Origin of the sequence: Spiractinospora alimapuensis, from assembly GCF_018437505.1 — a bacterium.
GTDB classification, from domain to species: Bacteria; Actinomycetota; Actinomycetes; order Streptosporangiales; family Streptosporangiaceae; genus Spiractinospora; species Spiractinospora alimapuensis.
In genome coordinates, this window is the sequence record NZ_CP072467.1 from 814707 (window position 1) to 836553 (window position 21847).

22 protein-coding genes are annotated in these 21847 nt (G+C 70.8%); 10 read left to right on the top strand and 12 right to left on the bottom strand.

Annotated features, from left to right (window positions below):
• The first annotated feature begins 20 nt into the window (after positions 1-20).
• From J4H86_RS03830 to J4H86_RS03840, 3 genes are read left to right on the top strand one after another with little or no spacing between them, the layout of a single operon-like run.
• Positions 21-350, top strand: coding sequence for a hypothetical protein (locus J4H86_RS03830; protein WP_236542127.1), 330 nt, complete (start codon positions 21-23; stop codon positions 348-350).
• Positions 341-1111, top strand: a complete 771-nt coding sequence (locus tag J4H86_RS03835; RefSeq protein ID WP_236542129.1) for a hypothetical protein — start codon at positions 341-343, stop codon at positions 1109-1111. The genes J4H86_RS03830 and J4H86_RS03835 overlap by 10 nt, the downstream gene beginning before the upstream one ends.
• A gap of 36 nt (positions 1112-1147) precedes the next feature.
• Positions 1148-1660: a hypothetical protein gene (locus J4H86_RS03840; protein WP_236542131.1), complete on the top strand. Its 513-nt coding sequence runs from the start codon at positions 1148-1150 to the stop codon at positions 1658-1660.
• A 48-nt stretch (positions 1661-1708) separates the two neighbouring features.
• Here J4H86_RS03840 and J4H86_RS03845 read toward each other — a convergent pair whose 3' ends face one another.
• From J4H86_RS03845 to menB, 5 genes are all read right to left on the bottom strand, one after another.
• Complete coding sequence (locus tag J4H86_RS03845) at positions 1709-2236, bottom strand: GNAT family N-acetyltransferase (RefSeq protein WP_236542133.1); 528 nt, start codon at positions 2234-2236, stop codon at positions 1709-1711.
• Positions 2237-2271: 35 nt separating this feature from the next.
• A complete protein-coding gene (locus J4H86_RS03850) occupies positions 2272-3069 on the bottom strand; it encodes a cupin domain-containing protein (RefSeq protein WP_236542135.1) in 798 nt (265 codons plus the stop codon).
• 23 nt (positions 3070-3092) lie between these two features.
• The gene (gene menD, locus J4H86_RS03855; RefSeq protein ID WP_236543881.1) at positions 3093-4754 is read right to left on the bottom strand and encodes a 2-succinyl-5-enolpyruvyl-6-hydroxy-3-cyclohexene-1-carboxylic-acid synthase; all 1662 of its coding nucleotides are present in this window, start codon (positions 4752-4754) and stop codon (positions 3093-3095) included.
• A 690-nt stretch (positions 4755-5444) separates the two neighbouring features.
• Positions 5445-6413 (bottom strand): o-succinylbenzoate synthase, encoded by a 969-nt coding sequence (locus J4H86_RS03860; RefSeq protein ID WP_236542136.1) that lies wholly within the window; start codon positions 6411-6413, stop codon positions 5445-5447.
• A 3-nt stretch (positions 6414-6416) separates the two neighbouring features.
• Entirely contained in the window at positions 6417-7244 is an 828-nt protein-coding gene (menB, locus tag J4H86_RS03865; protein WP_236543882.1) for a 1,4-dihydroxy-2-naphthoyl-CoA synthase, read from the bottom strand.
• Between the two features lie 88 nt (positions 7245-7332).
• Here menB and J4H86_RS03870 point away from each other — a divergent pair, with 88 nt between their 5' ends.
• The 4 genes from J4H86_RS03870 to J4H86_RS03885 all read left to right on the top strand — a co-directional run bounded on the left by J4H86_RS03870 (position 7333) and on the right by J4H86_RS03885 (position 11718).
• Positions 7333-8562 carry an AMP-binding protein gene (locus J4H86_RS03870; protein ID WP_236542137.1) on the top strand — a complete coding sequence of 410 codons (1230 nt, stop codon included), beginning with the start codon at positions 7333-7335 and terminating at the stop codon, positions 8560-8562.
• A gap of 175 nt (positions 8563-8737) precedes the next feature.
• Positions 8738-10033 (top strand): RNA polymerase sigma factor, encoded by a 1296-nt coding sequence (locus tag J4H86_RS03875; protein ID WP_236542138.1) that lies wholly within the window; start codon positions 8738-8740, stop codon positions 10031-10033.
• Positions 10034-10175: 142 nt separating this feature from the next.
• Complete coding sequence (locus tag J4H86_RS03880; RefSeq protein WP_236542139.1) at positions 10176-10559, top strand: hypothetical protein; 384 nt, start codon at positions 10176-10178, stop codon at positions 10557-10559.
• A gap of 805 nt (positions 10560-11364) precedes the next feature.
• Positions 11365-11718: a hypothetical protein gene (locus J4H86_RS03885; RefSeq protein WP_236542140.1), complete on the top strand. Its 354-nt coding sequence runs from the start codon at positions 11365-11367 to the stop codon at positions 11716-11718.
• Positions 11719-11727: 9 nt separating this feature from the next.
• Here the strand turns inward: J4H86_RS03885 and J4H86_RS03890 are convergent, their stop codons facing one another.
• The 4 genes from J4H86_RS03890 to J4H86_RS03905 all read right to left on the bottom strand — a co-directional run bounded on the left by J4H86_RS03890 (position 11728) and on the right by J4H86_RS03905 (position 13599).
• A complete protein-coding gene (locus J4H86_RS03890) occupies positions 11728-12186 on the bottom strand; it encodes a hypothetical protein (RefSeq protein WP_236542141.1) in 459 nt (152 codons plus the stop codon).
• Between the two features lie 64 nt (positions 12187-12250).
• Positions 12251-12541 carry a hypothetical protein gene (locus J4H86_RS03895; RefSeq protein WP_236542142.1) on the bottom strand — a complete coding sequence of 97 codons (291 nt, stop codon included), beginning with the start codon at positions 12539-12541 and terminating at the stop codon, positions 12251-12253.
• Positions 12542-12850: 309 nt separating this feature from the next.
• Entirely contained in the window at positions 12851-13222 is a 372-nt protein-coding gene (locus J4H86_RS03900; protein ID WP_394356441.1) for a GntR family transcriptional regulator, read from the bottom strand.
• Positions 13223-13224: 2 nt separating this feature from the next.
• Positions 13225-13599 (bottom strand): hypothetical protein, encoded by a 375-nt coding sequence (locus J4H86_RS03905; RefSeq protein WP_236542143.1) that lies wholly within the window; start codon positions 13597-13599, stop codon positions 13225-13227.
• Between the two features lie 203 nt (positions 13600-13802).
• Here J4H86_RS03905 and J4H86_RS03910 point away from each other — a divergent pair, with 203 nt between their 5' ends.
• Both J4H86_RS03910 and J4H86_RS03915 read left to right on the top strand, forming a co-directional pair.
• Positions 13803-15131, top strand: a complete 1329-nt coding sequence (locus tag J4H86_RS03910; RefSeq protein ID WP_236542144.1) for a protoporphyrinogen/coproporphyrinogen oxidase — start codon at positions 13803-13805, stop codon at positions 15129-15131.
• A 635-nt stretch (positions 15132-15766) separates the two neighbouring features.
• Complete coding sequence (locus tag J4H86_RS03915) at positions 15767-16441, top strand: TetR/AcrR family transcriptional regulator (protein WP_236542145.1); 675 nt, start codon at positions 15767-15769, stop codon at positions 16439-16441.
• A gap of 5 nt (positions 16442-16446) precedes the next feature.
• Here J4H86_RS03915 and J4H86_RS03920 read toward each other — a convergent pair whose 3' ends face one another.
• Positions 16447-17061, bottom strand: coding sequence for an alpha/beta hydrolase family protein (locus J4H86_RS03920; protein WP_236542146.1), 615 nt, complete (start codon positions 17059-17061; stop codon positions 16447-16449).
• Positions 17062-17293: 232 nt separating this feature from the next.
• On the opposite strand from J4H86_RS03920, the gene J4H86_RS03925 reads away from it, so the two are divergent.
• Entirely contained in the window at positions 17294-17479 is a 186-nt protein-coding gene (locus J4H86_RS03925) for a DUF5999 family protein (RefSeq protein WP_236542147.1), read from the top strand.
• Positions 17480-17650: 171 nt separating this feature from the next.
• Here J4H86_RS03925 and J4H86_RS03930 read toward each other — a convergent pair whose 3' ends face one another.
• Both J4H86_RS03930 and gcvP read right to left on the bottom strand, forming a co-directional pair.
• Complete coding sequence (locus J4H86_RS03930; RefSeq protein ID WP_236542148.1) at positions 17651-18865, bottom strand: tetratricopeptide repeat protein; 1215 nt, start codon at positions 18863-18865, stop codon at positions 17651-17653.
• A gap of 61 nt (positions 18866-18926) precedes the next feature.
• A complete protein-coding gene (gene gcvP / locus J4H86_RS03935; protein ID WP_269134527.1) occupies positions 18927-21794 on the bottom strand; it encodes an aminomethyl-transferring glycine dehydrogenase in 2868 nt (955 codons plus the stop codon).
• Between the last annotated feature and the right edge of the window lie 53 nt (positions 21795-21847).

A 21847-nucleotide genomic window follows, 5' to 3' on the forward strand; every position in this document is an offset into this window, starting at 1 on the left:
TAGATACAGATAGTGAACCTATGGCTATCCCAATAACACTCGTGGCGGTCACCGTCGCCTTGGTGATTTTGGTATCAGTGGTTGGCCGCGCCAGGAGCCTCGTCCCCCCTGTAACCAGCACCCGTACGATCGATCAGGATCTCACCACAACCGTAGACGCGTTGAGCGACGTGTACGCGCTGAACGAATTGCTGTCGCTGAAACGAAAAGCGCTCGAAGCGACAGACATCCCCCCTCATCGGATGGCGAGTCTGATGCGTGACGTCCAGAACAAGATCGACGCGCTGGAACATTCCGGTTCCGAGACACACGACGGCGACGACCCACGGGATGGGTCCATATGGAAATAGCCGCTAACATCTTGGCCGGCCTCATGATCGGCGCGGCTGGCTACGTCCTGAGGGCAGCGGTACTCCTGATCCTGGCACAGAAGTCACGAATCGCCCGTAATCTCCTGAAGTCCGGAGACAACCTCGACAAGCTCAACCAGCAGAACAAGGACAAACTCCGCGAGATAGCGCAATTAGTCAACGAGAAAATCCCCAATATCACGGAAGAAATCGCCGAAGAGTCGCGAACGGAGAAGAACCATAAACGAGGCATCGCGGATGCCGAGAACTCCCTGGATCGACTGGCAGACGCCTGGGACACCCGAATCACGGCCCTGGAAGAGGCGGGAATTCTAGCCGGGCCGTATATCCTACGACCTGAGGCACTCAAGCTCAAACATGTCGAGTTTCTCGTGGCACATGGTGGATACGACACACTGAACGCCGGAGACCTTCCTCTCTCGCCTCACGCGGACCCACAGCGCCCCCCGAACCCAGTGCGCGAACTCCAGACCAGAATCACAGAAGAGGAAAAGAGTAAGAACAGAGCAGAGAAACGACTGCGAAATAAAGCAAACAAGGAAATCAGGAACGTGGTCGTCCCGGAGCCAACCCGTTGGCACCTTGAAGCACAGAATCAGGGGAGACGGGGGTGGTTGCGCGGAATCGTCGGTAGAGCCGCGCGAGGTGACCAAGGCTCCCCGAAGGAAGACAGTCCCGCTGGCAGCCCTCAGCACATACCACCCTCCGATAAGCGAAGCACACGGAAAGGCACCACCTGATGGGAGACGCGATGAGCGCGGGGAGGCGAAGAGCACATGGATAGCACGCTGCCGACGCTCCTGCTGACCGCGGCGGGTCTGCTCGCGGTCTACGTCTGTATCCGTGTGGCCCTACGGATCTTTCCGCACGCGTTGAAGCGGGACATGCAGCGTCTCCAGGACGCGACAGAGGACGAGGCCGAACGGCGCAAGCTCCCCCATACCCAGCAGCAGCTCACGGACATGAGCCGATCGGTGGCGACCAAGAAGCAACTTATCGATCAGTTGCACGCACGCTGGCGCGCCGTCACCGATGGCGCCGCCGAGGTCCCCGAGCATGTCACCGATCCCGAGTGGGTCGAGATCACCAACCGGCTCGACGCGATCGACCAGGAGCTCGAACAACAGGAGAAACTGGCCCAGCAGCGCAATCGGAAGGAGACCGAGGAGGTGGTCGCCGAGTTCGACCGGTCGGTCCGGCGTCTGTGGTGGCTCAACATCGCCGACATCGCCCTGTTCCTCGCCTCCGGTGCCGTCGTCATCTGGGTGATGACCGCGCTCTTCGGATAGTGGCGGCCCCGCGGAGCAGAAACACCGCCGCGCCGTGGGAGCGGCCGACTAGCCGGTACGGTCGGCCGCGAGCATCGCGAAGATCAACGTGTCGTTCCACTCGCCCTTGCTCCACCACGCCTGACGAAGGTGGGCTTCCTGGCTCATTCCCACACGTCGGGCCAGCCGCGCCGACGGGGTGTTCCGTGCGTCCATCATCGCGACGACGCGGTGGAGCTGAGCGTGTTCGAACGCGAGGGCGAGAACCGCTCCGACCGCCTCGGTGGCGAGACCGCGCCCACCGTGGGCCGGGTCCAGGACCCAGCCGATCTCCGCGACGCGCCGCGCACGGTCGGTGAACCACAGTTGGACGTCCCCGACCGGCGTCCGCTCGTACTCGACGACGAGCGCGAGCGCGCCCTCCTCACCGTCGAGGTCCGTCCTGGACAGGCGTTCGGCGAGACGCCGCGCCGTGAGTTCGGCGGTCCACGGCTCGTCGAGCAGGTACCGGGCCACCTCGGGGTTCGAGTAGAGGCGATACAACCATCCCGCGTCGCCGGGTTGGTGCGGCCGAAGGTGAAGGCGCTCGGTGTCCACGGGCGTCACGTTTTCGTCGAGGGGCGTTGAAGCGGCTAGTCCGGTTCCACCGCGAAGTCGGCGAAGTCGAATCCTGGAGAGACCACGCAGGTCACCAGGACCTCCTGGTCGCCGGCGGGGCGGGCGGCCTGCCACTGGCCGGCGGGGACCAGGTGCTGCGGGTGGTGGCCGGCCTCGAGGTCGGTGCCCAGACGCACGGTGGTGGGTGTGGTCGGTTCGGGGCCGGTCCCCCCGAGGAGGAGCTCCAGTTCCCCGCCACGGTTGAACACCCACAGCTCGTCGGAGCGGACCGTGTGCCATCGGGATTCCTCCCCCACCGGCAGGAGGAAGAGGATGCCGGTGGCGGTGGCGCGGGCTCCGGGGTACCCGTCCGGGGTCACCGTGGTGCCGGTGCGCCACGTCTGTCGGAACCATCCGCCTTCGGGATGGGGGGCGAGGTCCAGGAGTTCGGCGGTCGCGGGACGCCGCTCGACCGCGGTGTATCCACCGTCGTGCGGGGAGGGACGCAGGAAGCGCCGTCCCGTGACCGCGGTGGCGGGGATCGGGCCGTAGATGTGGGGGAACCGGACGTCCGGCCCGACTCCGGCGGGCGGGGCGGGGTGGGGATCCTCCCAGCGCACCTCGGCGCCGAGACGGTCGGGGTCGATCTCGAGCGCGACCAGGGGTCCGGGGACGTCGCGGTAGAGAGTGTTGGCGACCGCGAGGAGCGTGGCGTCGTCACCGCTGGCGTGGACGAACCCCTCACTTTCAAGGGAGGCGGGCGTGAGCCGGCCGTCGGGCCAGTGGGTGGGGTCGGCGTGGTCGGCGGTGGTGAGGTGCAGCAGCGGTGGCACGGGTTCTCCTGTCGGGCGCGTGGTCAGGCGAGGGCCGCGCACACGGCGCGTTGGGTCCGGCGTCGCAGTGCCGCGGATTCCTCACGGTCGGTCCGAACCTCGACGAGGCGCAGTCCTGGGCCGTCGAGTGCTTTGGTCAGGTCGTCGGCCCACTGGACCACCATGTGTTCCACACCCGCCATCGCGGCGACCCGTTCGGGGCTGACCCCGTGGGGTGTGCCGAAGAGGCGCTCGAAGCCTGGGTGGCCCGCCTGTTCCAGACCGGAGAAGATCCCTCCGCCGTCGTTGTTGACGGCCACGACGGTGAGGTCGGGTGTGGGCTCCTCGGGGCCCAGGACGAGGCCGTTCTGGTCGTGGAGCAGGGCCAGGTCGCCCAGCAGCGCGAAGGACGGCCCCCCGCCGGCGCCCTGGTGGGCCAGCGCGGCGCCGACCGCGGTGGACACGGTGCCGTCGATGCCGCTCGCGCCCCGGTTGCCCACCACGCGGACGCCACGGCGTGCGGTCATGGTGGCGTCCAGGTCGCGGATCGGCATGCTCGAACCGGCGAACAGCAACGCCCCGTGCGGCAGGGCGGCGACGAGATCCCGGGCCAGCCGTGGCTCGCTCAGGGCGGCCTCCGCGTCCAGGATGTCGTCGAGCGCGGCCCGGCCGGCGACCTCGGCTTGGTGCCAGGACCGGGCCCAGGCGGTGACGGGGCTGGCACCGGCCGGCGGCGCGACCGCGGTGACCCGGTCGGTGGCGGTGCGCGCCGGGTCGGCGAACCCGTTCGGTGGTCCCACCACGACGTGCCGGGACGCCGAACGCAGGTAGGAGATGAGTTGGCGGGACAGGCCGGGGCGCCCCACGCTGACGACGAGCTCGGGCCGGTGCTCGGCCACGAAGTCCCCACACGCCAGCAACTGCCGGTAGGCGGAGGACGCGAGGGCGGGATCGCGCCGCGCGTTTGAGGTGGGTTCGGCCAGCAGCGGCCACCCGGTCGCGGCGGCCAGCTCCAGGAACGGCGCTGGGTCGTAGTCGCCGTCCCCGCAGACGATGACGCCGCGCTCCACCGCGGGCAGCTCGACCGGCCGGTCCGCCCGCTCGGCGAGGTCGCCGCGGATCCACGGTTCCCGCCCGGTCCGCCCGTCCAGTGGTTCGGGCCACGTCTCGCCGCCGGAGGGGACGAGGGGGTCGCGGAACGCGACGTTGAGGTGGACCGGTCCCGAGGGTGTGGTGGCGGCGCCCCAGGCGCGGCAGACGAGGGACCGCCAGTAGGCGTTCATTCCAGGGACGGGCTCGGCGACGCCGACCTCGGTGAACATTCGCACGGCGGAGCCGTACAGCCCGATCTGGTCGACCGTCTGGTTCGCACCCGTCCCCCGCAGTTCCGGGGGCCGGTCAGCGGTGAGCACGAGCAGCGGTACACCCGCTTCGTCGGCCTCCATCACGGCGGGTAAGAAGTTGGCGGCCGCCGTGCCCGACGTGCACACGACCGCGGCCGGTCGGTTCGACGCCCGACCCAACCCCAGGGCGAGGAAACCGGCGGACCGTTCGTCGATCCGCACGTGGACCTGGACCCGCGGCTCGTCGAGGAACGCGAGCGCCAGCGGCGTGGAGCGCGAGCCGGGCGCCACCACGGCGTCGGTCAGTCCGCAGCGCACGAGCTCGTCCACCATGACGCGCGCGAGGGCGGTCGAGGGGTTCAACGAGCTTGTGTCCATACCTTCCCCATCCCAGGCTTCTCCGTTGCCAGTCCGTGTCGCACCCGTCTCACACCTGTCTCCACGCGCTACCCGAGTCCCCCAGCCGCGCTCGCCCCCGTGGCCTCCGGTCCGGCCACGGTATGCGTCCCCGCTGGGGAGCATCCCCGCTTCGGCCGGTCACCACCGCCGACCTCACTGACGCGTCTCTCACACGTGACGGATGGGGCGCGTCGATCTCGGCGACCGACGTCATCGCGGTGGCGCCCACCGCGACCACACCGCACGCTCCACGCCTCTCGGTCGTGTACGGCTCCGAGGTGACCGCCCCACCCCCGGAGCGCCGCCGCGCGAGCACGACGCGGCCTCCTGCCGAGTTGACTACCGCCACGCCGAGGAACGATCGCCGCCGCTTGAAGACGCCCCGCCCTCGCACGGGTAGTCCCCCACCCGTGACGCGGAGGGTTGACCACCTGTGGTGGCCCCGTCCGCCCACAGCGGCTACGGCCACAGCCCCAAGAACCGGCGATCGGCTCGCGGTCGCCGGCACTACCCGGCGTCGGGACGCCGGCGGCGCGGAGTGGTCGTTCCTGGGAGCACACGGGTGTGCGCTCCCGCCACCCGGGGCGAGGGCTCCGCGGGGCCCGTCGGGCTCGGAGTGTGGGGGCGCGGATGGCGTGTTGGGGTCCGGACTCGTCACTGGTACCGGTGTTCCCACGCGGCGTGGGCGCGGGCTCGCCACGCCTCGGGGTCGACGGTGACGGCGGCGAGGCGTTCCGCGTCGACGTCGGGGCGACGCACCGGGAGGGCGCCCTCGGTCGGGATGAGGGGCTCGTCGCAGACGTCGGCCGTGAGCAGGGACATCGTGGCCAGCCCGCAGGCGTGGTTCAGTTCCGGGAGGGCCGCGGCGAGCGCGACTCCCGCCGCCAGGCCAACCGAGGTCTCCACGGCGCTGGAGATCACCACGGGCAGGCCGCACGCCTCGGCGATCTCCAACGCGTTGCGCACCCCGCCCAACGGCTGTGCCTTGAGCACGACGATGTCCGCGGCTTCGGCGGCCCGGACCCGTAGGGGGTCCTCGGCGCGACGGATGGACTCGTCGGCCGCGATCGGTACGTCCACCGCTCGGCGCAGGCACGCCAGGTCGGTGAGTGTCGGGCAGGGTTGTTCGGCGTACTCCAGGCCGAACCGGTCCAGTTCCCGGATCGCGTGGGTCGCGGTGTCCACGTCCCACGCGCCGTTGGCGTCCACCCGCAGGTGTCCCGCCGGGCCGAGGGCGTCGCGGACCGCCTCGACCCGGGCGATGTCCTCGCTGAGGCTCTGTCCCCGCTCGGCGACCTTCACCTTTGCGGTGTGGCAGCCGGACTCGGTGACGACGCGGTGGGCGTCCTCGGGGCCGACGGCCGGAACGGTGGCGTTGACGGGGATCCATTCCCGGAGTGGCCGTGGCCACCCTTCCACCGCCGCCTCGTGGCACGCCGCCCACCACCGGGAGCACTCCGCGGGCCCGTACTCGGCGAACGGGGAGAACTCGCCCCAGCCCGCCGGGCCGTGGACGAGGAACCCCTCACGGACGGTCACCCCGCGGAACCGCGTGCGCATCGGGATCGCGTAGGCGGTTCCCCGGGCCTGGAGCGTGTCCGGGTCGGTGTCGGCGTCGGCCATGGGTCAGGGCCTGCGCGGGAACTGGTCGAAGTGCGGGGCGCGCTTCTCCTTGAAGGACTCCCGGCCTTCCTGCGCCTCCTCGCTCATGTAGTAGAGCATGGTGGCGTCCCCGGCGAACTGCTGCATTCCCGCGGCGCCGTCACTGACGGCGTTCAGCGCGCCCTTGAGCATGCGTAGCGCCAGCGGGGACTTGTCCAGCATCTCCCGTGCCCAGGCGACGGTCTCCTCCTCGAGTCGGGACAGTTCCACGACCGTGTTGACCATGCCCATGTCGAGGGCTTCCTGCGCGTTGTACTGGCGGCACAGGTACCAGATCTCGCGTGCCTTCTTCAGGCCCACGGTCTCGGCGAGCAACCAGGAACCGTAGCCGCCGTCGAACGATCCGACCTTGGGTCCGGTCTGGCCGAACCGGGCGTTGTCGGCGGCGATCGTGAGGTCGCAGCAGACCTGCAGCACGTTGCCGCCGCCGATGGAGTAGCCGGCGACCATGGCGATCACCGGTTTGGGGGTGCGGCGGATCTGCACCTGGAGGTCGAGGACGTTCAGGCGACCGATGCCGCGCTGGGCGACCTCGTCGTCGCCGATGTAGCCGTCGTCGCCTCGGATCTTCTGGTCCCCGCCGGAGCAGAAGGCCTCGTCCCCGGCGCCGGTGAGAATGATCACGCCGACCTGTGTGTCGTCGCGTGCCACGTTGAAGGCGTGTGACAACTCGAACAGTGTCTGGGGACGGAACGCGTTTCGTCGTTCGGGGCGATTGATCGTGATCTTGGCGATACCATCGGCGGTCTCGTAGATGATGTCGCTGTAATCGCCCGACTGCTCCCAGTCGATCCCGCCCACGTGCGCTCCTTCTGTCGGATGTCCCTGCTGCTCCGCCCGCCTGGAATACGCGGCGGAGAACGCCTTAACCTTATTGGTCGTGCTGCACCGACCACTCCAGGCCCTCCTGGGCATCGACGGCGCCCCCCTCCTGGCGGCGTTGGACGACGCGCTGCGCGGGCACGGACCCGCCCTTCTTCCCATCGCCGCCGACACCCCGCCCGCGGTCGTCGATCGGATGGTGCGGGCCTTGCGACCCGCGACGATCCGTGACCCCGACGGCGTCCGGGACGTCGATCCCGAGGCCCCCGGAGTCGGCGAGGACGTCGCGCTCGTGGTGGGAACCTCCGGGTCGACGGGAACCCCCAAGGGGGTGGAGCTCCCCGGAGCGGCCGTCCTGGCGTCGGCGCGGGCGTCGCTGCGCCGCATCGGTGACACCGGCGGCGACTGGCTGTGTGTCCTGCCCACCACCCACATCGCGGGCATCCAGGTGATGGCCCGCACCCTGGTCGGCGGTGGAGAACTCCTGCGCGTCCCGTTCTCGCCCGACACGATCGTCGCCGCGACGGCCGGACGCCGCCCCCACGTCTCGCTCGTGCCCACCCAGCTTCGCCGGGTCATGGACGCGGGCGTGGACCTCTCGGTGTTCGCCACGATCGCGCTGGGTGGGGCCCCGGCGCGGCCCGAACTCCTGGCGGAGGCTCGGGCCGCGGGCGGACGGATCGTGACCACATACGGAATGACCGAGACCGCGGGCGGGTGTGTCTATGACGGGACACCGCTATCCGGGGTGCGGGTCGACCTCGACTCGGCCGGACGGATCCACCTCGGGGGTGAGGTGGTGGCCTCCGGGTATCGACTGCGCCCCGACCTCACCCGCGACCACATGCTCGAGCGCGACGGGACCCGTTGGTTCGCCACGAGCGACCTCGGGGCGTGGGACGAGTCGGGACGGCTCGTGGTGCGGGGACGCGCGGACGACGTGATCATCACTGGTGGTCACAACGTCCAGGCGCAGGCCGTGGCCTCGAGCCTGCAGGACCATCCGCGGGTCGCCGACGCCGTGGTGGTGGGGCGCCCCGACCCCGAGTGGGGGGAGAGCGTGGTCGCCGTCGTGGTGCCCAGGGACGGCCACGCTGCGCCGGGCCTCTCGGAGCTGCGAGACTGGACCCGGCGCGGGCTCCCCCACTACGCCGCGCCGCGAGAACTACAGCTCCGCAGTGAGCTGCCGATGTTGGCAAGTGGAAAACCCGACCTGGCAAGGTTGCGTGCCGAGGTCACCCAAAGCTTGGACGTAGGAACTTCACACGTTCCGGGTACGTCACACTAGGGAGGGTTATCCACCGAGAGGTCGGTCCGGCTGCGGAGACGTGATATAGACCACTAGAGTCGAGACCTAATCGCAACTGGGAACATTTGACTCTCTCGAACGTTGGACATAGTGCGTGCCCTGGCGGGTTGTGTCATGGCACGACCGATGTCTTGGAAGGGAGGGAGGTGCCCTCATGTCGCGCACTGCCCTAGCTACCTCTGCTCAGGTCGACGAGACGAGCGAGAGCACAGCGACGGCGGCTCTCGATGAGCTGCTCGCGCGGGGGCGCTCCCAGGGGCACCTGTCCCTCGCGGAGCTCCGAGCCGCTTTCACCGCAGCCGAGGTGAGCCCGGCCGACGCCCGGTCGATCCTGCGGGAACTCACCGACTCCGGGGTACAGCTCGCCAACGGTGGCGATGTCGAGAGTGTCGAGAACCTCCCCGAGGACGAGGTTCTGCAGGCGGTCGACATCCGCCCCGAGAGCACACCGGCCAAGGCCGACGGTTCGACCACCTCGACCGAGGTGGAGGCGCCCGAGGCCGATCTCGACGACCAGTCGCCGGCGATGGGCGACTCCGTCCACACCTATCTCAAGGCCATCGGTCGACGTCAGTTGCTGACCGCCGCCGACGAGGTGGAGCTCGCCAAGCGCATCGAGGCGGGCCTCTACGCCGAGTACCGTCTGGGGCTGGTCGAAGGACCGTCCGCCCCACCGGCGCTCAGCGACACCGAACGCGAGGAGCTGTCCTCGATCGCCCAGGACGGGCGGGACGCCAAGGCCCACATGCTGGAGGCCAACCTGCGTCTGGTGGTCTCGGTCGCCAAGAAGTACAGCGACCGCGGCATGTCCCTGCTCGACGTGGTGCAGGAGGGCAACCTCGGACTCATCCGCGCCGTGGAGAAGTTCGACTACGCCAAGGGCTACAAGTTCTCCACCTACGCCATGTGGTGGATCCGCCAGGCGATCCAGCGCGGATTCGCCGACTCCGCCCGCACCATCCGCCTGCCGGTGCACGTACTGGAGCTGCTGAGCAAGGTCAGCCGGCTCGAGCGCGACATGCACCAGCAACTGGGGCGGGAGCCAACGCCCGAGGAGCTCGCCCACGAGCTCGACCGCACCCCGGCCCAGATCGAGGAGCTGCTGCGCATCACCCGGCAGCCGATCAGCCTCGACTCCACCATCGGTGAGGACGGCGAGACCCGCATCGGTGACCTGATCGAGGACATCGACGCCTCGGAGGCCTCGGAGGTGGTCGACCGCCAGATCATGGCCGACCAGCTCCGGCACGCCCTGGACGATCTCGAGCCGCGCGAGGCGACCATCATGTCGCTGCGGTTCGGACTCATGGACGGCCGTCCCCGTACGCTCGACGAGATCGGCAAGCACCTGGGTCTGACCCGGGAACGCATCCGCCAGTTGGAGAAGCAGTCCCTGTCGAAGCTGCGGCACCCCAGCCGTGCCCAGCACCTGCTGGACTTCGCCAGCTAGCGTCACCTGATGTGTGGCCCGAGGAACCTCTGGGTTCCCCGGGCCACACCGCTTTTCGGCGCCCACACGGTCGACCCTGAACTAACCCTGAGTTCCCACCGTCAGGGTGGGACGCACCGAAACCGCCGTGCATACTTGACACATGGGTACTGCGGAGAAACTCTCCCGCGGCGATGTCGCCGCCGCCGTCGCCACCAGCCGGGAGCTCGGCACGGAATACGACGACGCGGTGGCCGAAGCCCTCGCCGGGCGTCTGGAGCAGGTGATCGACGCCCGGGTGGCCAAACGCCTCGCCGAGGTCAAGCAGGCACCCAAGGGCAAGAGACCGTCGACGGGGCTCGACAAGCACCAGGCCGGGATGCGGCTCGCCCTGATGCTCGTCTCCATCGTCGCGGCCGTGCCGCTGACACTGGTCCCCGTGGTAATCGCCCCCGAGCAGGGCTCCGCCACGGTGGCGGCGGTGTGGCTGGGCATCATCGTGCTCAACGTCGTCTTCATCGTCTCCACCCGCACCCGACGCGGCTGACCCGGCTCCGCGCGACGCCCTCGGGGTGGGGGTTCCTCACGTCGAACCTCCGTGCTCACCGGCCAGTGAGGTCCCGAACGCCGTCGCCATGGCGGTGGCGACGCCGGCCGCCGCCCGCCGTGCTGCTCATCGCCGCCACGGACAGGTGTGGATGAGCGACGCCGCTTTCCGCTCCCGCCAGGAACAGTACCGGAACCACGCCAGCACCGACCATCCCGCCGGGCTCTCCGTTTGCATGACCCCGTACAGCAGCAGGCCGGGGACCAGCTGAACGGGTTTCAAGACCCACAGCCGGGGCACTGTGCGACGCCGACGCGTCGGGAGCTGGCGATCTGGGTCAGCGACCACGCGAGGGACAACGCCGCGGCGAGCAAGCGAGCGACGAGCGGTGGCAGACCGCCACCAGGTCGATGTTGGTCGCTCCCAGGAGGACACCCGCTGAGGGGACCGTCGAGGCCCCCGATGTCCCGGTCCCAACGGTTCCCGCCAGCGGGGCGGTGACGGGGAATCATCCTCGTCGTGGTTCATGACGTCGGGGTGTCGTTGAAGCCACCCCGGAGACTCTTCCGCACTCCAGGCGAGGTGAGCAGCGAAAACGTGCGGCCCTCCTCCAAATCACGATCGAGCCGTCCACGTGGAGCGGGGAACGTCTCGTTCGTGACATCCGCTCCGAGGCACGGTCACGAGGGCCTACGGCGTCCCGCCCAGCGGTGTCGAACGCGCCTCTTCCGCCCCACCTGTCCCATCCGTCAATCGTGTCCCGGTGACACTGGCCAGGGAGGCGCTGGGCGCGCATAGTGGAGGTATGGGACAGCCTCGCCTTCCCCGGGACGAGGTCACCGCCTCACTGGCGGCAGGACGTGACCTCGGTCCCGAGTACGACGACCAGGTAGCCGCGGCCCTGTCCGAACGGCTCGACCGCATAGTTGAGGAACGCGTGCGAACGGAGGTCGAGGACCGGGCGGAGGCGCACGCCCGAGGATCCGAGGCACGGGTGGAGGCCCGCACGTCGGTGGCGATCGCGTCACTCATCTTCGCCGTGCCACTCAGCGCCATCGCCGCGGGCACCGCCGGCGGCCTCGGACTGTTGTTCACGTGGCTGGGAATCGTGATCGTGAACGTCGCCCTGGTGTGGGAGCCGCGACTCCACCGATCCTGAGGGGCTTCCTCAGGGCAACACCACGACCAGGAGCGTCAGCAGGGCGCCGACGACACCAACCAGAACCAGCACCAGGACGAGCGGGCGCGAACCCCACCCCAGGTGGGATCGGGGACCGTAGTGGTCGGGACCGTAGTCGTCATGGCCACGAACCGGACCGGAGCGGCGTCGCGCCCGTGGGTCCCGCTGTGACCGATCGGCCCGCCGGCGCGCGGACACCCGTCGATACAGGCCACGCGCCGATCCACGCAGCCCGCCGCCACGGCTCCCCGACGCCTTGCGGGGGCCTCCGCCTCCCGACGCCTTCGCGCCACCGCTACGGCTCTTGGCCGAGGATCCACGCCCACCGATGCCTCGCAGGCCGCCGCCGCGGCGCAGGCCGCCGCCAGAGCGACCCTTACCGCGCGACCCGCTGGCACGTCCCCGGGAACGCCCGCCTCGGGATCCCCCACCGCCACGCTTGCCCACAGTTCCCTCGCCACTCCGTAACGATCCGCCTCAACCAGCGGCCTCGGGCACACCCGTGGCGGAACTAGAGCAGGAACATGAAGAGGGCCATGAACAGGACGACCACCACACCGACCAGGCCGCAGCCGAGAAGGACCAGTGGGGACGATCGGCGGGGACGGTACCCGTATCCGTAGCCATGGCCGTAGGGGTCGTGCCCGTACCCGTGGTGGTGTCCGTATCCGTCGTAGCCGTAGCCGTAACCAGAGCCGTAGTGGCGACGCCGGAACGGCGACCTCGGGCGGTAGGAACGCGGCCCGGACGAGCCACCGCCCCACGACGCCTTGCCGATGCCACCGCTGCCACTGCTCGACACCTTCCGGCCGCCGCCACCCGTGCGCTTGCCCCCGAACCCACGGGAGCCACTTCCACGAATGCCGCGGCCGCCACCACGGCTACCAAAACTGCCGCCGGAACGGCCTCCCCGTGACCCGCTGGAGCGCCCACGGGAGCCTCCGCCCCGGGACCCACCTCCGCGTTTCCCCACGGTTCCTCCTGCGATCGAAATCAAAGATCGCCAGTCAGAGTAACCCAGGCAGGTTCCCAGCAGGAGTGCGGGGTAGTGTCCACACCTGGACATTTGCCCCGATCACCCTGTTCACGCCGGCGCGCCGCCGGGCGGGCCTCACGCCCGCAGCGCCGCGCGCACGATCTCCAACGCCTCGCCCTCGGCCAATCCGAGCCCGGAGATCACCTCGGCGTAGCGCTGGGCGGCGGCCCGTGCCTCGGCACGCTGCTGGTCACCGGCGGCGGCGATGAACGTTCCGAAGCGGCCCCGTGTCTCCACGACTCCGGCCTGTTCCAGCTCGCGGTAGGCGCGAGCCACCGTGTTCGCCGCGATCGACAGATCCTGGGCCAGTCCCCGCACGGTGGGAAGCTTCGACCCGACCGCGAGCCGCCCGTCGGCCGCGGCGGCGGCCACGGCCGATCGGACCTGCTCATAGGGCGGAACCTTGGAGGTCGCGTCGATGGCGACGACACCCGCCAGCTCGGCCATGTCTACTCTGCTCCCTGACCCGCCATCTGGCGGGGAACACGGGCGATCCCGTGCAACCGGTGTGCCTCCCGGACGGTCAGCAGACGTTCGGCTGTCTGCGTCAGCTCCTTCACGTCCGGCTTCGCCAGGTGCCGACGACGGTAGATACGGTCCTCGTAGCCACGGGGACCCACCGCGACACGTTCGGCCGCGTAGGCCGCACGCATCGCCTCGGTCAGCGCGGTGTCGAGCTCCTGACCCCGGCGCCGCTCCTCGACCAGGTCGACATCACCGTCACGGGCGTCGCGCTCCGCCGTCCTGGCCCGATCCAACAGCTCCGGCAGTCGTGCCGCCAGTTCCTTGTCCTGGCTGTAGAGCCGTCGAGTGTCGGCACTCACCTTGCCGCGTCCCAGCACTCTGACCCCTCTCGGTTCAAACGAGTATGTCCCTCCATCCTAGAACCCCTGCCACGGGGGCGTTCGCCGGTGTGCGCGAGCGGTGCCACCCGGCCAGGGCACGGACAGGCCGGATCCCCTCCGCGCCCGCCCCCGGGTGGACCTCCGGGTCGACGCCATCCCCCGCACGAGGCAGGATGGGCTCCATGGGCCGCCGCGACGCAGACCTCGTCATCGTGGTGGGCGCCGGCATCGCGGGCCTGTCCGCCGCGCACCGGCTCACCGCGGCCGGAGTCCCTACGCGCGTCCTGGAGGCCGAGATGGCGCCCGGCGGCAGGATCGCGACCCGCCCACTCGGGGACGGCCTGATGGAGCTGGGAGCCCAGTTCCTCTCCACCGGATACGAGATCCTCCCCGGGCTCCTGTCCGACATCGGACTCACCGGCCAGACGTCACCGGTGTCGGGACGGTCCCTGATCCTCTCCCGGCGACACGCCTGGGCGTTCGACCTGAACCGCCCGACATCCCTGCTGTCGAGCGGACTGCTGCGGATGCGCGACCTTCCGCCCGCCGCCCGCGGATGGCACACCGCGCGCTCTCTCGCCACCCGACCGACCCATGACGCGGGCGCGTGGGCGGACCTTGGCAGCCACAGCGCCCGATCCTGGGCCGAGGCCGCGTTCGGTCCCGGGCTCAGTGGTCGGCTGCTCTCCCCCACGGTGCACGGTCTGTACTTCCAGTCCCTGGCGGAGAACAGCGCAGCGCTCCTGGGACCCCTCGCGGCGTTCTCGGCGCGCGGCGCCTCGCCCCACACGCTGCGCGGCGGTCTTGGACAACTCCCCCGGGCCCTCGCCGCACCACTCACGGTCGAGTACGACGTCCGAGTCCACGACGTCCGACGGCCCGACCTCCCCGGCCGCCCGGTCACACTGTCCACCAACCGGGGAGAACGCACGGCCCGCACCGTCGTGCTGGCCACTCCCGGCCCGGCCACCCGACGGATGCTCCACCGTCCCACGCCCCCGGAGGCCGCCGTCCTGGCCGTCCCCTACAGCCCCGGCCTCCTCGTGGGTCTGGCCCTCGCCTCTCCCCTGGCCGAGGACGAACTGGGGGGCGCCTACGGGGTCCTCGTGAACCCGCCGGCGCCCACACCGCTCGCGGCCGTCGCCGTCCACTCCCGGGCCGACGTCTCCACCCGAGGCGAGGTCCTCACGGCCATGTTCCGCCCGGGGGCCGCCCGGCGTCTCGCGACGGCGTCCGACACCGACATCCACGCCGCGGCCGTCGACGCCCTGGCTCCGCTGCTGCCGGAGGTGCGCTCCCGCGTACGCGACGGCCGCGTGGTCCGCTGGGACGCCGCCATGCCCACCGTCCCGGTGGGACATCCCTCCGCCGTGCGCCAGTACCGCCGGTCCCTCCCCGTGGCACCCTCGGTGCTATTGGCCGGCGACCATCTCGGGTTTCCGTGGACCGACGCCGCGGCGTACAACGGTCGCTGGGCAGCGGAACGCGTCATCGAAGCGGAATGCTGTTGACCTGATACTGGGACGTGCGGTCGCCACGACCCCGGCGGTCCCCGAACAACGGTGGCCGAGCGGCGACATCGCCCCACCCCCGTTGGCAGCGAGGACGACGGACGCCCCGGACCGGGAACGGACGGTTCGGGTGCGCCATGCCCGAGGGCGAAAGGGTCCCCCGCGCGACGACGCGAGAGAGAGTCGGCCCCTGCCGGCTCCACGCTCGGCTCGGCAGCGGCGGTAGGGACAGGGGTTCCTCGGCCGCTCCCCGGGCGGACACACGGTCTCGGTCACGCTCGTCCATCCCGACCTGGCGGACGACCCGGCCCTCCACCGCCCAGGTTGTCGCCGCCGGCGCCGAGATCCCGACGCCGGCGTTGGTGGCCACCGCCCACGTCCCGGGCCCGACGCTCTACGAGGACGAGGAGCGCGACCGGCTGGCCCTCGAGGCGGTCGCGGTTCTGGGCGCGGGGTCGGCTGAGCGGCTGGCCGCGATCCCTTTCGTCGGCGCGGCGGTCTTGGTGAGGTCCCCGGGGCAACGGCGCGGTGGCGGGAAATCGAGGAATCCGCCGCGCCCGGACGTTGGCGTGAATTCCAGGGTGCCGGCATTTCGATAACCACTACCTTTACAAAGTAAGAATAGACTGTGACCCATGAGCAGAAACAGCGCGGGCCTCAGCAGACAACGAATCGTCGAGGAGGCACTGCGCATCATCGACGGGCAGGGGCTGCGACGCCTGACCATGCGGCGTCTCGGGGACGCACTCGAGGTCGAGGCCATGGCGGTCTACCACCACTTCCCCCTGGGCAAGGAACAGCTTTTCGACGCCATCGTCGAGTACGTCACCGACGCCACTCCCCGCCGGCCGGCGGAGGTCGACGACGACGAAGAGGAGTTGGTGGAGGAGCCGGCGGAGGAGCCGCCACCGCCCTGGGACGCTCGGATCGGGCGCTGGGCCCACGAGTACCGAGCGCGACTCCTGCGCCACGCCGGGGCGCTACCGCTGTTGATCCATCGACGTCCCGATACGCCCGCGGCTCTGCGTTCCAGGGAGGACCACGTCGCGGCCTTCCGTGAGGCCGGGCTGAGTGGACCGGCCGTCGCCGACGCGGCCGCGGCGTTGGAGTCCTACGTGTTCGGCGCCGCCCTGACCCAGGTGCGTTCGGAGTCACCGCACGGGGCCGCCGAACCGGAGACCCTGGAGCGCCTGTTCCAGCGCGCGGGCGACGCCGCCACCGATTTCGACAGCCGGTTCCTGGCCGGCCTCGACGCGCTGATTCTCGGCCACACGGGCGTACGCCCGGCGCACACCGCCGCCCCCGCCTGACCCCGTCAGCCCAGTGACAGCCGTTCCTTCACCCAGTGCACGGCGATCGCGGCGATCCCCGCCGGGTCCTTCGCCAGATCGTGCCGCTCCCCCGGGCGAACGATGAGGGTATCGGCGTCCGCGGCGTCCGGCACCCCGAAGGGGTCGCGGTCACCGTTGACGACCAGCACCGGAACCGGGCAGCCACGGAGCTCCGCGGCGCGGGACCGTTCGGGCTTGCCCGGTGGGTGCAGGGGGAAGGCGAGTGCCACCACCGCGCGGGCGTTGAGCTCCCGGGCGGTGCGGCAGGCGACCCGGGCCCCGTTGCTGCGCCCCGCGAGCAGCAACGGCTGGGCCGGGTATCGGTCCGCCAGTTGCCGCACCGTCTGCAGCCACAGCGCGTCCTGACGCGCGGTAGCACCACCCGGGGTGCGACGGCCCGCGACCCGGTAGACCTGTTCCACGGCCGCGACCACGCCGCCGGCGGCCACGGCCGCGTCCCGCAGGCTCGTCAGGTCCGGCGAGTCCACTCCCCCGGCCGCGCCGTGCGTCGTCACCAGCAGGAACCGTGGCGCTCCGTCCGGTTCGCCGATCCACGCGCGCGCCGGACCACCGTCGGTCTCCAGTTCCACCTTCTGCATGGCCCCAATCTAGCGACGCGGGACACCTCTGCGGTGGCAACGCGCACCGGGGGGCCGCGCACCGTCCGAACGGGCCATCGCTGGGCCACTTCCATGGCCCGCCCTGATGGTTTTTCGGGTGTTTGGGCGAGCCCATATGCGGAATCCCGGTGTTTGGCGACACACAGCGCTACCGTGTTGTTGCGATACACAATGCACCGGGAATCGCGGTGCGTACCAGAAAGGCACACCAATGTGCGGGCACATCCCACTTTGCCCGACCGCGCAGGACCCTGACCGTGAAGCGGCCCGCGTGATCGCAGAGCACCCGGAGCAAGGATGGAGTCTGCTCTGTAACGGTGTTCTCCTGTTCGACGACACCGGCGAACTCCTCCCGGACGGCGAGATCATCGCCCCGCACCGTCCGGTTCCTGTCTAGGACCGGCACCGCCCAACGGTTCGCGAACTCCTCCCGACCCGACCAGCTCGCCACTCGGGGGCGATGAGCTGGTCGCCCCGTCCCCGCGCCCACGTCCGTGGTGTGAACACCGGACGCACGCACACCCGGACCGCGCGGGATCGGTGCCGGGCGGGTCGTGGCGCCACGGCGTCACGGCTCGTCCGGCCAGTTCTCCGGGAGGACGGCATGGCCGCCGGAGGCCTGACTCAGCCGGTCGGCGAAGTCCGCGTGCAACGAGGCGCCCCAGGCGTAGTCGCTGGGGACCCGTAGGCCCGACAGGACCGCGGCCCACAGCGCGTCCACCGGCGTGGCACTGCCCGCGGCGTGTACCGAGCCCAGGTGGGCGTGCATCTGCGTCAGCGCGAGGAACAGTTCCCCGGTGAGCAGGGGCAGGCTGTCGTCGGCCACCGCGGCGGCCACGTACCCGTCCCACCAGGGCTCCGCGGCCGCGTCCGGCTCCGTCCCGTCGTCGGGTGCGGCCAGCTCCGGGGTGAGGAACCCGCGCCGCAGCCGATCCTGGACTCCGGCGGCCAGCTCCACGTCACGGTGTTCGACGCCGCGGGTCCACACCTCACGGGCGGCGCCGGGGTCGCCGCGCAGCGCGAGTAGTCGGGCCAGGAGCTCCACGATGGCGGCGCGATCCTCGGGGGCCTGCAGGCGGGTCGCCTCGGGGTCGCGCTCCTCGTCGTCGAGCACGCCGCCGAGCTCGACGATGGCACGTTCGAGGTGCACCGCGGCGCTCACCAGTCCCAGGGAGGCGTCTCGCCCCTGCGTCTCCTGGGCCCGTCCCCGTTTCACCTGGCGGGCCGCGCCCTCGGTGTCGCCTCGGGCCAACAGGCGGCGCCCGTGGTCGGCCGCCGCGGTGACGGCGGTGTCGGGGTCGGCGTCGGCGTGGCGTTCGACCCCCTCCCAGTGGCGGGCGGCCTCGGCGAGGTCACCCTCGGACTCCGCCAATCGGGCGAGGCCGTGGTGCGCCGCCGCCAGGTAACGCTCGTTGCCGAGCTCCAGCACGGTGCGCCAGGCGACCCGGGCCCCCTCGGGGTCCTCCGTCTCCTCACGGCACAGCGCCAGGTGATGGGCGGCCCGGGGGGCGTACTCCCGGTGTCCGGTCTCGATCGCCCGCGTGTCCGCCTCGCGCGCCCCCTCGACGTCGCCGAGGTCGAAGCGGACGACCGCCAGCCCGAACAGCGCGCGGGCCTGGCCGGCGCCCCCGTCGTGGCGCGCGGCCTTCTCGTACAGTCGCGCGGCACGCTTGAGGTGTCCGCCGTTGGCCAGGTCCCGCGCCTGGTCACACAGGTCCCCCGCGGTCTCGCCGCCGGGTTCCTCTCCCGCACCGTGTGCGGGACCTCCTACCGTTGCCGTCATGTCTGGGCACTTCCCGGGGGGTGGGGTTCGATTTGGCCCAGACTAACGGTTCCCGGCTCGATCAGTCCGCGAATGCCTCCGGCGGAGGGCACGCGCAGACGAGGTTGCGGTCGCCGTAGGCCTGGTCGATCCGACTCACCGGCGACCAGTACTTGTCCCGGCGCAGCGACGCGAGCGGGTAGGCCGCCTCGGCACGGGTGTAGGCGTGCTTCCACTCGTCGTCGACGACGATCTCGGCGGTGTGGGGCGCGTTCTTCAGCGGGTTGTCGTGCGCGTCGAACTCACCCGCGGCCACCCGCTCGATCTCGGCCCGGATGGAGATCATGGCGTCGCAGAACCGGTCGAGTTCGGCCAGGTCCTCGCTCTCGGTGGGCTCCACCATCAACGTGCCGGCCACGGGGAACGACATCGTCGGCGCGTGGAACCCGTAGTCGATGAGCCGCTTGGCGATGTCCTCCCCGGTGATCCCGGTGCTCTTGGTGAGGGGGCGCACGTCGATGATGCACTCGTGGGCGACCAGCCCCTCGGCTCCGGTGTAGAGCACCGGGTAGTGCGGAGCGAGGCGGCTGGCGACGTAGTTGGCCGAGAGCACCGCGCCCTGCGTGGCGGCGCGCAGACCGTCCGCGCCCATCATTCGGACGTAGGCCCAGGAGATCGGGAGGATCCCCGCGGAGCCGAACGGCGCCGCGGACACCGGACCGACGCCGGTGACCGGCCCCGCGTCGGGCTGTCCCGGATGGTTGGGCAGGAAGTCCGCCAGGTGGGACCGTACGGCGACCGGGCCCACCCCCGGACCGCCGCCTCCGTGCGGGATGCAGAACGTCTTGTGCAGGTTCAGATGGCTCACGTCGGCACCGAACTCGCCGGGCTTGGCGTATCCCAGCAGGGCGTTGAGGTTCGCGCCGTCCACGTAGACCTGGCCGCCCGCGTCGTGCACCAGCGAGCACACCTCCGCGATCGACTCCTCGTACACGCCGTGCGTGGACGGGTAGGTCACCATGATCGCGGCGACGCTGTCCCGGTTGGCGTCCAGTTCCGCCCGCAGCGCCTCGACATCGACGTTGCCGTTGTCGTCACAGGCGACCACCTTGACCCGCATGCCGGCCATGATGGCGCTCGCGGCGTTGGTGCCGTGCGCGGAGGAGGGGATCAGACACAGGTCCCGCTGGTGATCCCCACGCGAGTGGTGCCAGGCGCGGATGGCCAGCAGACCCGCCAACTCCCCCTGGGACCCCGCGTTGGGCTGCAGTGACACCGCCGCGTAGCCGGTGACGTCAGCGAGCCAGCGCTCCAGGTCCCGAATCACCCGCAGCATCCCCTCGGCCTGGTCCAGCGGGGCCAGGGGGTGCAGGCCGGCGAACTCGGGCCAGGTGATGGCCTCCATCTCGGCGGCGGCGTTCAGCTTCATGGTGCACGACCCCAGCGGGATCATCGTGCGGTCCAGGGCCAGGTCACGGTCGGCCAGCCGGCGCAGGTAGCGCACCAGCGACGTCTCGCTGTGGTGGCTGTTGAACACGGGGTGGGTGAGGTAGTCGATACCCCGACGCAGACCGGTGGGAATCGACGCACCCTCCGGGACGACGTCGTGGGCACCCGCACCACCGAACGCACGCACCACCGTGTCGAGGTGCTCGCCGGTCGTGGCCTCGTCACAGGACACCCCGACGGTGTCGGCGTCCACCCGCAGCAGGTTGACGCCCGCGGCGCGCGCCTCGGCGACGACCACGTCGGCGCGCCCGGGAACCCGCGCCTGCACCGTGTCGAAGTGGTGCGGATGCGGCACCTCGACACCGATGCCGCGCAGCGCCGCCGCGAGCTGTTCGGCGTGCGCGTGCACCCGCTCGGCGATCGCCCGCAGCCCGCGCGGCCCGTGGTACACCGCGTAGGTTCCGGCCATCACCGCGAGCAGGACCTGAGCGGTGCAGATGTTGCTGGTCGCCTTCTCCCGGCGGATGTGCTGTTCGCGCGTCTGCAGCGCGAGCCGGTAGGCGGGAAGCCCGGCGGCGTCCACCGAGACACCCACCAGGCGCCCGGGAAGCTGACGCTGGAGTCCCTCGCGGACCGCCATGTAGCCGGCGTGGGGACCGCCGAAGCTCATGGGGACCCCGAAACGCTGCATCGACCCGACGGCGATGTCGGCTCCGAGCTCCCCCGGGGCGCGCAGCACGGTCAGCGCGAGCGGGTCGGCGACCACGACGGCCTGGGCCCCGCGTTCGTGCGCCGCCTCGATGACGGGGCGGGGGTCGCGGACCGCACCCGAGGCGGCCGGGTACTGCACCAGCACACCGAAGGGTTCACCCTCGGGCAGGCCCTGCGAGAGGTCCGCGGTGACCAGGCTGATGCCCAGAGGCTCCGCGCGGGTCCGCAGCACGGCCAGGGTCTGGGGGAAGACGTCGGCGTCCACGACGAAGGTGTCGCGGTCGCCCTTGGTGGCGCGACGCGCCAACGTCATCGCCTCGGCGGCGGCCGTCGCCTCGTCCAGCAGGGACGCGCCGGCGATGGGCAACCCCGTGAGGTCACTGACCAGTGTCTGGAAGTTGAGCAGGGCCTCCAGACGGCCCTGGGAGATCTCGGGCTGGTAGGGGGTGTAGGCGGTGTACCACGACGGGTTCTCCAGGATGTTTCTCCGGATGGCCGGCGGGGTGAGGGTGTCGTAGTACCCACGGCCGATCATCGACGTGAGGACCTGGTTGCGGGCGGCGAGGGAGCGCAGCTCGGCGAGCGCCTCGGCCTCGGTCGCCGGCGCGGGGAGGACGCCGCTGGCGTGGGTGTCGGTGCGGATCGTGTGCGGCACGGCCGCGTCCATCAGTTCCTCGACGCCCGACCGGTCGATGGCGGCCAGCATCGTGTCCCACTCCTGGGGGGTGGTCCCGATGTGGCGGTCGGCGAATCGGGGGTTCGCGGTCTGCTTGTTCTCGTTGTCGGCCACGGAGACCTCCTGTCGCGGTGGTTGTCAGCCCCGTTGCAGGGTCCCCCTCTGTC